General features: G+C 54.6%; 9 protein-coding genes and 1 pseudogene. 3 read left to right on the top strand and 7 right to left on the bottom strand.

Annotated elements, in window-relative coordinates; genetic code table 11:
- Positions 1-69: 69 nt before the first annotated feature.
- Together B4968_RS13470 and ppsA are read left to right on the top strand one after the other, a co-directional pair.
- Positions 70-1,320 (top strand): LamG-like jellyroll fold domain-containing protein, encoded by a 1,251-nt coding sequence (locus tag B4968_RS13470; RefSeq protein ID WP_139792826.1) that lies wholly within the window; start codon positions 70-72, stop codon positions 1,318-1,320.
- Between the two features lie 286 nt (positions 1,321-1,606).
- Positions 1,607-3,985 (top strand): phosphoenolpyruvate synthase, encoded by a 2,379-nt coding sequence (gene ppsA, locus B4968_RS13465; RefSeq protein WP_083099724.1) that lies wholly within the window; start codon positions 1,607-1,609, stop codon positions 3,983-3,985.
- On the opposite strand, the gene B4968_RS26180 is transcribed toward ppsA, so the two are convergent.
- The 4 genes and pseudogenes from B4968_RS26180 to B4968_RS13450 form a co-directional block, all read right to left on the bottom strand.
- Positions 3,982-4,179: a PfkB family carbohydrate kinase gene (locus B4968_RS26180; RefSeq protein WP_420916519.1), complete on the bottom strand. Its 198-nt coding sequence runs from the start codon at positions 4,177-4,179 to the stop codon at positions 3,982-3,984. The genes ppsA and B4968_RS26180 overlap by 4 nt on opposite strands.
- 43 nt (positions 4,180-4,222) lie before the next feature.
- Positions 4,223-4,942, bottom strand: a pseudogene (locus tag B4968_RS25265) (1-phosphofructokinase family hexose kinase); the annotation flags it as partial.
- 62 nt (positions 4,943-5,004) lie between these two features.
- Positions 5,005-5,376: a hypothetical protein gene (locus B4968_RS13455; RefSeq protein ID WP_139792822.1), complete on the bottom strand. Its 372-nt coding sequence runs from the start codon at positions 5,374-5,376 to the stop codon at positions 5,005-5,007.
- Between the two features lie 23 nt (positions 5,377-5,399).
- On the bottom strand, positions 5,400-5,912 hold the full coding sequence (locus B4968_RS13450; protein WP_083099716.1) for a hydrolase: 513 nt from the start codon (positions 5,910-5,912) through the stop codon (positions 5,400-5,402).
- Between the two features lie 874 nt (positions 5,913-6,786).
- Here B4968_RS13450 and B4968_RS13445 point away from each other — a divergent pair.
- Entirely contained in the window at positions 6,787-7,605 is an 819-nt protein-coding gene (locus B4968_RS13445) for a DUF2189 domain-containing protein (protein ID WP_083099730.1), read from the top strand.
- A gap of 257 nt (positions 7,606-7,862) precedes the next feature.
- Here B4968_RS13445 and B4968_RS13440 read toward each other — a convergent pair whose 3' ends face one another.
- The 3 genes from B4968_RS13440 to B4968_RS23820 all read right to left on the bottom strand — a co-directional run.
- Positions 7,863-8,759: a hypothetical protein gene (locus B4968_RS13440; protein WP_083099713.1), complete on the bottom strand. Its 897-nt coding sequence runs from the start codon at positions 8,757-8,759 to the stop codon at positions 7,863-7,865.
- A gap of 438 nt (positions 8,760-9,197) precedes the next feature.
- Positions 9,198-11,093, bottom strand: coding sequence for an NACHT domain-containing protein (locus tag B4968_RS13435; protein ID WP_083099711.1), 1,896 nt, complete (start codon positions 11,091-11,093; stop codon positions 9,198-9,200).
- Positions 11,094-11,136: 43 nt separating this feature from the next.
- Positions 11,137-11,317 (bottom strand): hypothetical protein (locus tag B4968_RS23820; RefSeq protein ID WP_206601101.1); only part of this gene is annotated, 181 nt, incomplete at its 5' end.

The following is an 11,317-nucleotide window of genomic DNA, read 5'->3' as shown; positions in this document are numbered from 1 at the left end:
CCGATTACCGTGCCAAACTCAATCCTGCCAAACGCAGATGATTTTGGTTTTGTTGGAGACCAATCCCCCATGTTGGGCTTGGCTGGCAATCACGATTTTTCATCAGAAGATCGCGCGGCCCTGGCCCTGGACCATACGAGCAGCCTGGCGCTGCGGAATGGTACAATTGCATTCCAGTTTTCTGCAAATAGCCTCTCCAACTACCAGACACTATTCTCAAAGGACGCGTCCGGCAACGGCAATGGCGGGCATCTGTCTGCCTATATCGATAACAGCGGCAAACTGATTGTGCGCTTCCAAGACGCGTCAGAGTCATACTATTTCACTGCAAGCAATGCGATCCAAACGGGAATATCCTACGATTTCAGCCTCAACTTTGGCAGTGACGGAGTAGAGCTGTATCTGAATGGTGCCAGAATTGCCTATGATCGTGACCTTCGGGTGGACTGGAGCCAGAACACCGAGGCGGTAATTGTTGGGGCCTCCGGCTGGAGCAATACCCCCGGTGAAACGGACAATATTCATAGCTATTTCGATGGCACAATCAGAGATTTTGCGATCTTTCATCAGCAGCTTTCAGCGCAAGACATTTTGGCGGGCGAACCACGTGACGATTATGCATATTTTGATGGCAGCATCGATACCTTTGACTTTAGCCGGGGTAGCGGCGGTCGCGTTGCAGTCAGTGGAAATGGCACAGTTACGGAGCTTTCTTCCGAGGTGAGTTTTGCCGCCTTTGATGGCCAGTCTTTGCGGACGGCAGACATCCAGCTTGGGTCTCAGAGCAGTAATGAGCTGCGTGGTGGAGATGGTGCTGATGTGCTTGTCGGTCAGGGCGGCAACGACAAGTTGATCGGGATGGGTAACGACGACCTGCTGCTCGGTGGCCTTGGCGCTGATACATTGTACGGTGGCGACGGGCGCGACACCCTGCTGGGTCAAAGCGGCGACGACAAGCTTTTTGGGGCCGACGGTGGGGATGATCTGCGCGGCGGAACTGGTCATGACACCCTTTATGGTGAGGACGGTAATGACTGGCTTTATGGTGGTCTTGGCGATGACCTCTATTATGGACATACGTGGAATGTATCAGGCACCTCTGCCAAAGACCGTGCGGTGTTCGATGGCAACTTTGCCGACTATACCTTCGAAGCTGAAACGTCTTTTGACTCAAGTCGTGGTGAGAACGTTATATGGCTGAGGGTCACGGATTCCGCCAACGGTGGCGCGGATGGGTTTTATGAAGGCAGCGACCGATTGATTGATATCGACCTGTTGGTCTTCGCAGACCAAGCGGTTGCCTTTAACGATCTTCTCTAGCCACAGTTGTGCTGCAACTCGGTGAAGATGGATTGTGAAGACCTTACGCCGACTTATCGACTGTTGTAGAAGTTCAACCGGTTTTCAAGTGGGCGAGACCTGCTTTGCGCTGGGAGCTAATCTCCACGTTTTCGCAGGCTTTGATGCTCGGGAGCCGCCTCTGCCTTCCCCCTCTTTAGCGAATGGTCGCTCCCATCGGGCTAGGGAAGGAGGCTGATCTGAATCAATTGCCCTGTCGGCTATTACGGTATCGTAAGGCCAACTTTGCATAGTTCGGAGAGATGACATGGCCCGATCCAATCCTCATACAGTCGGTCTAGACGAAGTAAGACGCTCTGATACCGGTCTTGTCGGGGGCAAGAATGCGTCTTTGGGGGAGATGATACGTGCGCTTGGCTCAAAGGGGGTCCATGTTCCGCCGGGCTTTGCCACCACTGCCGATGCCTACCGCAGCTATCTGTCCTTTAACGGGCTGGATGACAGGATTTCCGCGGAACTGGAGGCGCTGGCTACCGCACGGACGACATTGCAGCACGCTGGAGAGACGATCCGCGCCCTGATCTTGGGCGGGGACTGGCCCGCCAAGACGGCAGAGGAAATCCTTGCCAACTATCGCAGGCTCGGCCAGAGCGCGGGAGATGAGAACTGCCCGGTGGCCGTTCGCTCAAGCGCAACAGCAGAGGACCTTCCGGAGGCCAGTTTTGCCGGACAGCAGGAGACCTATCTGAACATTACCGGCGGCCAGGCTCTCCTGGTGGCCTGCAAGAAATGCTATGCGTCGTTATTTACCGACCTGGCGATCTCCTACCGCCAGATCCATGGTTTCGACCACATGCAGGTGGCCCTGTCGGTGGGGGTTCAGCAGATGGTGCGCGCCGATACCGGCGGGGCGGGTGTGATGTTCTCGATTGATACGGAGTCCGGGTTTCCCGACGCGGTTCTGATCAACGCCGCCTGGGGTTTGGGCGAGAATGTCGTGCAAGGGGCCGTGGACCCCGACGAATTCCAAGTCTTCAAACCATTCCTGGAAACCCCCGGTCTGACACCGATTTTGGAAAAAAGACTGGGAGACAAAGCCGTCAAAATGATCCTCGACCGCGATGGCAGCACACGCAATGTCCCCACGTCCACGGCTGAACGCGCCCAATTCGTCCTAAGTGACGATGAAATCCTGACTCTGGCAAGATATGCCAAGGTGATCGAAGACCACTATGGCCAGCCCATGGACATGGAATGGGCCCGCGACGGGGTGACGGGAAGGATCTATATCGTACAGGCCCGGCCTGAAACCGTTCAGTCCCGCCTCAGTCCGGGCGCGCTGAGATCCTATTCAGTGAAGGATCCGGGACCTGCGCTGCTGACCGGACTGAGTGTCGGTAGTGCCGCTGTCGCCGGCCGCGTCTGCATGATCGAAAACGCGGCCGATATCGACCAGTTCGTTGACGGATCAATTCTTGTGACCGGCACCACCGATCCCGACTGGATGCCGATCATGAAAAGGGCCGCCGCCATCGTGACAGACCACGGCGGCCGCACCTCTCATGCTGCCATCATCAGCCGGGAACTGGGCCTGCCCGCCATTGTCGGTTGTGGCAACGCCACGCAGATCCTGCATGATCAGCAGGATGTTACCGTTTCCTGCGCGGGCGGCGAAGACGGCGTGGTGACCGAAGGGGTGTCGCAGGTTTCTGTCAGCGAAGAGACCCTTGAAGATCTGCCGCGCCCCCACACACAGGTGATGCTCAACCTCGCAAACCCCGGCGCGGCTCTGCGCTGGTGGCGACTGCCGGTGGATGGGGTCGGTCTGGCGCGGATGGAATTTGTCATCAGCAACACGGTGCGCGTCCACCCGATGGCGCTCGCCCGGTTCGACCGCGTCACAGACCCGGAAACGCGGGCACAGATCGAACAGCTTACTGAGGGCTACAGCCCCAAGAGCGCGTATTTCGTCGACCGTCTGGCCCATGGCCTGTCACGGATTGCCGCCTTCTGCTACCCAAAGCCGGTGGTCATCCGGATGAGTGATTTCAAAACCAACGAATATGCCGACCTGCTCGGGGGGCGCGACTTTGAGCCCGCCGAAGAGAATCCGATGATCGGGTTTCGCGGTGCCTCCCGCTATTATTCAGAGAAATACCGGGACGGCTTTGCACTGGAATGCCAGGCGATTGCGCGGCTGCGCGGGCAGATGGGATTTAAAAATGTCATCGTGATGATCCCCTTTTGCCGGACCCCGGAAGAGGCCGACCGGGTGCTGGAGGTGATGGCGGAACATGGGCTGAAGCGCGGTCAGGACGGGCTCAAGGCCTATGTGATGGGCGAAATCCCCTCCAACGTGCTGCGCGCGGCGGAGTTTGCCGAGAGGTTCGACGGGTTCTCCATCGGGTCGAACGACCTCACACAGCTGACGCTGGGCATCGACCGGGATTCAGAAGCGCTGGCAGAGCTGTTCCGCGAAGATGACCCCGCAGTGCTGTGGATGATCGAAACAGTCATCCGCGAGGCGCACAAGGCGGGGGCCACGGTGGGGTTCTGCGGCCAGGCTCCCAGCAATAACCCGGCCTACGCCCGTCGCCTCGTCGGCTTCGGCATCGACAGCATTTCGGTCACGCCTGACAGTTTCGTGCAGGTCCTGCGCAATGCTGTCGAGGCCGAAGCCGACTAAACCCTCTGGACCGCGCAGTGCTCCAACTGCGCACGAACGGCCTCGGCCTCGAACAGGGCCGTGCCCTCGGTCTGTACCGTCGCGCTTGCAGCCGCAACGCCCCAGCGCAGCGCCTGATCCGGCGGCAGGGCTTGCGACAGGGCAAAGGTCAGCGCGCCGGTAAAGGCGTCCCCTACCCCGATCTTGCTGCGCACAGACACCTCTGGCCGCCCTGCAGAAAAACCGCTGCTTTCCCGCGACCAGGCCCGCGACCAGAATCGAGCCTTCGGCTCCGCGCCCACCGGCCACGATATGGGCCACACCACGCGCGATCAATTCTTCGGCATAGGCAAGACTGTCCTCAACGGTCTTTAGCCTGCGTCCGGCGGCCAGCTCCGCTTCGCGCTGATCCAGGCGCAACAGATGCACCGGACTAGAGGGCGCGGTGATCAGCTGCGACAGCGCGGCCTTCGAGGTATCGACCACCAACCTGGCGTTCCGCAGCGCAATCGCCGCCAGAATTTGCTGCGGAAAATCATCGGGCAGACCCGGCGTGACGCCGCCGCTCAGAACCACATAGCCATCTGCAGGCGCGGCAGAGGCAATCGCGCTCAGAAGGCGGTCGCTGTCGGCGCCACTCATCGTTTCGCCGGGAACGCTGAACCGGAACTGCTCGCCGGTTGTCGTTTCTGTCACGGCAAAGCTCTGGCGTGTTTCTCCCCCGGCCCGGCCGGCCTGCACCGGGACGTCTTCATCCGCCAGAAGCTGCAGCAGCCGTTCCCCCATGGCGCCGCCCACCGCCACCAGCGCTGTGACATTGCCACCAAGCTTGCGGATTGCCCGGGCCACATTGACGCCCCCGCCCCCCGGATCGATGCGCGGGGTGGCGCAATACAGCTTAGGCCCCGCGACCACCCGTTCGATCGAGGTCGCGAGGTCAACGGCGGGGTTCAGTGTGATGGTCAGGATCTCGGGCACCGGTTCATTCTCCCTGCTGACAGTGCTTTTGTCCACTGCGCCAAAGGCCGGACGCGGCACCGTCAGTCCTTCTTCAGGATCATCGCCAACCGCAAAACGGCCGCAAGGATGGACTGCGCCAGCACCGGCGACTGCCCCAAGCCGATCACCGCATCGCTGTCACTGCTGTCACTTTCCCGCAACGAACAGTGCCACTGGCCCTGCTTGCCACTGGAGCGGCCGCGGATATGCACAACCCAATTCGGAAAGGCCGCACCGGCAAGCTGCACCGCACCGTCCGCTGTGCCGATCCGCTGGGCAGCCTGTTCATCCGCAGGCACAACATGCGGGGCCAGAAAGGCCAGGGCGTGTACGACACTGTCAAAATCCGCGACCGTCAGATCCGCTTGGCTTTCCAACCGGTCTATCAGAATATCCAGTTCAGGAATTTTCATGGCCATTTCTCCCTAGGGTTACGTTATGGATTGGTCTCGGCGATGCCGATGACATAATTTCTGCCATACGCCCGGCTACAGCGCGGGCATGTGGTATAGAACATGAAAATACGTCCCGCCGTCTTGCCCGCAGCCTGAACGGCAATCTCCATTTCATGTTTCCAGTCCTTGGCTTTGCGATAAGGTCCTTCGAATACCCGCGTGATGAAGTCGCCGCTCAGCCTCACCATTTTCTCATCCGGGACCTCGGACGTCACCGCGAAGAAGTGTTCGCCCTCGGACGAAGAAAGATCACGGCTCAGCACCAAGTAACTGTCCGGATCCTGGGCGCCGGCGTTTTCGATATGCGTCTGCACTCTCGTAAAGACCTTCCCCATGTCCAGGGGGATATGCAGCAGACTATGGGTCGTTGCCCTGACAAACAGCTTGTCCCTGAAATGCAGCTGGCGCCCGTCCCAGCCTTCGGGGCTGAACCTTGGGCAACAGCCGGTTGTGTCGCAGGACATATCCATCCCAGGCAAGGTATTCGTTTCCATCTGAGCGAACTCCGCTTTACCACGCTGCCCTCAGTCTAAGACCCCTTCGGCAGAACAGAATGACTTGGATCAAGCACGCCTCCCTTTCGCTTCTCTGCGAGGCTCTGGCTGGCCCGGGCCCACGGTTTTCAGCCTCGGGCCATTGCCGGGCGCCCCCTGCCAGCGGATAGTCTTCAGCAGTGCCTAAGCCATTGCCGCAGAAGTTGACGCCCACATCCGGACTGTGGAACGCATGTCGGCCGAGCTGCGCTGTCCGAAAGATCAGCGGCACCCGATCTGTTTCTGTAAACCCTCATCCACCAATCGGCAGGGATGCCAGATTGTGGCTTCCGTCCTTTTGGCTACCAGTTTTAGCAAACCGGGAAACTCCTCTTCACCTGGATACCGATTGTGCATTTTGGCTGTTTTTTTGCCCTCCTTTCCCGCGGCCCCCCCCGCCAGCTGAAAACCGTAGGGAGGGCGGCGCCCTAGGATCGCCGTTAAATACCACTTAAACGGGGCAGCATCTCGCTTGCGATAAATGCCGACCCGGAGCGCAAACTGCGCTCAACCGGCAGCATATCGCGGTGCACAGAACTCTCCAAAACTCCAATCGCTGCGTTTAAGGCGACGACCCGACATTTGACAGGGCGTCATCCGGACCTTCGCCTCGCCTTCAGTATGCTGCGTTGCGGCCCATCATTCCGAACATTCGCTGCAAATGCGTGGCCTCGCCAACCTTCGAAGCTGGCCATGCGGGACCTCACTGCGATGCTCGCACCTTGCCCGTTTGCCGGACTTCATGCAAAGTTGTGTGCGGAAGGGGGATGTCTATTTCATCGCTTCTTCTATGGCCAACGGACCAGCGCAATGGCCTGATTTGGGAGCAGTGCACATGACATCCAAGACCACAGGCCCCCCTCTACCGGACAATCTGACGCCGCAGCCGTCCGCCATGCCTGAGGCCAACAAGGTGACGGCGGATGATATCAAAGCGTCGCTTAAGGCCGGGTTTTCCGACTTTCTGGCTCGCCCAGTCATGAGTGGTTTCTTCGGTCTGTTTTATGCGGTTTTCGGGATCCTGGTTGTTTGGTGCCTGGTCTGGCTCGGAAAGGTCTGGATGATCATTCCGGTTTCAGTAGGATTTCCACTGATCGCACCTTTCGCTGCCTCCGGGCTTTATGAAATGTCCCGCCGACTGCAGAATGAAGAGAGTTTCGGCTGGTCTGAAATCCTCACCGTCATGGCCAATCAACGCAAGCGCGAGATGGGCTGGATGGCCTTTGTCACCTTGTTCATTTTCTGGGTGTGGTTCTACCAGTTTCGGACAGTGCTTGTGATCGTGTTGCAAGATTCGTCCTTTTCGGATTTGGACGGTTTCTTGAACACCATATTCTTCACGCCGGAGGGCTGGACCTTCCTTGCCATTGGCACGTGCGTCGGCGCATTTCTGTCGGCAGTTCTATTCTCGGTGACCGTCGTAGCCATGCCTATGTTGCTCGATAGGGAAATGGATTTCATTACCGCGATGCTCACGTCTATCCGCGTCGTCAAGAAGAACCCGATGGTCATGCTTGCCTGGGCGGCGATCATCTCGGTCACTATGCTGTTGTCGCTGGTTCCGGCGTTTTTGGGCCTGATCTTTACCCTGCCAATCCTTGGCCACACGACATGGCATCTTTATCAGCGGGCCGTACAACCAGTGGAGGGCTGATCTATCCGATCATCACCTGAAGCGACCACGTGCTTTACAAAACTACGCATAGCTTTCGGCCCATACCGGATCTTGACCACCTAGGCATCATGCCGCAGTGCAGCCCGTCATTGCGGACATTCGTCCCAACCGCAAAAACAGGTGGCAGGTGGCAAGTGAATTCACGCAGTGCGTGACGAAGCTGCCGTATTAAATGCATACGTCATTCGGCCGCCGTTGTGATATCCTTGACACGGCTCAAGCCAACCGCCGCCGGATCATTCATCCACATCAAGCCGTTTGGTGATTTGATCTGCTGCTGCTCCACTTTTCATTTCGCCTACGATTAATTTCCCGACTACGCTTCCCGCACCGAAGCCGATCAGGTTAAAGCCCGTAAGCAACGAGCCAAGCCCGCCGCAAGCAAGAATAACTCCTACGGGAACCGAGGTCGTCCCCAACCTTTCAGGTGCAAAATACTCTTGGAGTTTCGGAAGTGCGCCATTCACGTAGCGTTGCGTCCAACTGACTATTTCATCGCCATCCTTGTCGGTTGTGGAAACCGATGCCGATGGGAGAATATTCAGGAGTTTTTCAATGTGTTCTATTAGAGCGTCGATTAGTTCCAGAAGCTTGCTATGGATTTCGGGGGTTTCTACGGCGCACAAATTGTCGGACCTTACGACTTCCCTAAAGGCCGACAGGTTTTCTAAAGCCGTAGCGCCGACCAACAGTAAACTTACTTCGTTGGATTTTGCTTTTGAGAGCAACTGGCGTCTGGTGACGTTCTTAAGCACTAGTTCCTCTAATACCTCATCTTGGGTATTTTTCGGTATGTTCTGTTCAATGATCTCTAATAGCTTATCGAACGCTTTGACGTCTTTAATCTTAACAATTTCTGATTTTTCTATCTCGAGATCATGCGCCATTTGGCGTAGGCTATTGAGAACTCTATAAACGGCCGTCTCGTCACTTTGTCGGCAAAAAGCGATCAAGCGGTTGCCCTTTGATGTCCCATCAATTTCATATTTTGGATCATCAATATCAACGTTCCAAGTATCTCGAAACCAAGTCGAAAATGTTTGATTGGAAAAATCTGCGACGTAGCCCATGCCCGAGGGATGAGAGACATATCTCTTGATGAGGTCAAGCTGGGTTTCTTTTAACTTCGCCATGCATGTCGTCTTCTTATTGGTTGAAACATAACTCGGTCATTATTGTAGTGAGCCAAGCCTAATGCAACACACTGTGTCACAGCCGGAATCTTCTTCACGCGCCATTGAGAGTGGGTGATGGCATTGCCGATTCCCCCCTCTACTCGTCTGTTATACCTAGCAGCCATTTGTCCACCTCGAGACATTGGTCTCTTTGGGCTCTCAACCGCCATTAGACCGGTCGCGGCATTTTGCCCGTCGGGTGTCACCGCCCCCGGTAAGGACGGCCCACACCAGTCATTCGTCAACCCAACGCGTTTCTGCAGATGCAGCCCGCATTTCGGACTTTCGTGCAACGTTCAGCTTTTGAAGTGATCCCGGTGACCCGACTGCGGGCTTGTCATTGTTCAAAGTTTCGGCCGTAACCTAATGCCTTAATCGGCATGGCTACCCTGCAACCTAAATCCCAAATATGGCGGCGATTCGTTCAGAAGACCCTTGCCGATCTTGAACTACTCGCTTCATTTGTTCTTCGATCATTGACCTCCTTTTTCTGTACATATTACCAATCTCTTTAAAGTCGTCACCGGAACTTTCCTGCAGTTTACTCCCCAATTCGTTGAGTATCTTGGGTCGTTTTTTATAGTCCCGGTCGGTTTCTATTTCTGCGCATATCATCTTGCCGTCGGAATAAATATGCGCTCGAACTTCTGTATCTTTTGCAATCGGTGAACCCGCAAGGGGTTCAAAAATAACATTCCCTTTATCATGTAATGAAAAGATAACGTGATCTATTGCATCGGAATGTGTTGGCATGCCGAACGCCCGCTCGACCGCCTGCGAAAATACTTCATAGCTGCTATCGGGCCCCCAAGAAGTACGGAGGCTTCTTTGAGTATTCTTTCGGGTATAATGGTCAACACTAAATGATATCTTATTCAGTTCCTCAAATGAGTCACGCTTGCCAGCCTCATCCCCAAAGTAACCTGCTTTAGACAAAACATCATACTCTGGGATGAGATAATTCGAAACCACTAGGTCGGGATGGAGCTCAAAAGCTAGTTCAAAAACAGTATCAGCCCGACGATCTGCAAAGAATGATAATATATCTCGACTTTTTTCAGAAAGAACCCTAACAGCGCAGTGCGCCGCGAAGTACTCCTGGAACGAACGATGAATGAATTGGTATTTCGTCCCGTCCTTCTGAATCAGGTTTACTGTTTCAAGAAATTCGTCAAGCACATTGTCTACCGACACAGGGAACTTACATTGCTCAATAGATTTCCCAATAAATTGCCTAATTTCAGCTTCCGAGAAATCAGGCTTCGACTTAACATAGGAGAAAAAACAAAAAACGGAAAAAAGACGCCGAAATTCGTCTTGATCAAGCAACTTGGGCCGTCTCAACTGTTCCTTGAGAGCGTCGTGTCTTAAAAACAACGTGAGGTAGCAGTTTTCGTAAAAGATTGCCAACTTGGACGGGATTTCCGCATTATCCCGATAAGTCATCAACATCATTTGGGCGAGCAATGGATTTGATAGAAAATCCTTATGCTTATTGAAAAAATTTTCTGTTGCGACCTTTTGAAACTTGCGTTTACTGCTAACCTCAAATGGAACTTTTTCTATTAGCTCTGAGAATTGGCCGTAGGTAAACGGGCAGCAACTATAGGTCTTGAACTCGGACCAACTGGAGAATCTGTCATTGGGCCTTCCTGTAACAACAACTGAGCATTTACGAAACTTATAGGAAATATCCAAAATTTGCTTTTCTATGGTATCTCGCTGGTCTTTTTCAATTTCGTCAAAGCCGTCAAAGAGAAAGATAAACCTACCCTCTCGGCAAAATTCAATAAACACCTCTTGTGACATACTGCCCGCTTTCACGGCAGATGCCCTCAGATATGCCATAAGGTCGACTGTCGTTTGCTGGTTTAGTCCGCGCAACTCTATTAGGATCGGCACGCGTCCTTTTGGAGCCTTAAAAATGCTAAGCCAAGGGTCCCGCATAAGGAAAGTTTTCCCCGAACCGCCATGACTCTTGACAACTAAATTGGAGCCTGCATGGGTCAATTCGAGAAAGTCAGTATCATCCAAAATGTTGCCGTCGTGCTGCAGCGAAGGGCAAACGTAGATAGAGTCAAAATCGGTAGGAGCATCTTGACTGCAAAGAATTTTAACCTTGCTCACTCTATCATAGATTTCTGAGAGGTGTTGCTCAAACTGCGGGAAGTACTTTTGGTATTTGTTCCAGAATGCGGTGTTTACCCCACCAGACACGGCACTAAAGAAATCTTTAATTAGCGTAGCAGTAGTCGCCGCGACACCTGCGTTTGGGTCAATCTCGTTTGTCAAATCAATATCCTGCCGAAAGTTTTGTATTCTATGCTGCCTAGATTCATTTTTGGCGCACCCAGATCGGCAGGTCAAGCAACCTAGAGGGTAAAATCTCTACGATGCAGCAAACGTTAACGGCAGAAAATCCAAGGGCCGCTTTGCCTGTTGTCTCAGTATATCTCGCAACCGTAGCGAACTTCAGCATTCCGCCCATTCTGTGGAAAAACAACGTGTTGCCGTTG

Origin of the sequence: Pseudophaeobacter leonis, assembly GCF_002087335.1 — a bacterium.
Classification (GTDB): domain Bacteria; phylum Pseudomonadota; class Alphaproteobacteria; order Rhodobacterales; family Rhodobacteraceae; genus Pseudophaeobacter; species Pseudophaeobacter leonis.
The sequence above is the reverse complement of the archived record's forward strand: the minus strand, read 5'-3'. Positions and strand labels throughout refer to the sequence as shown.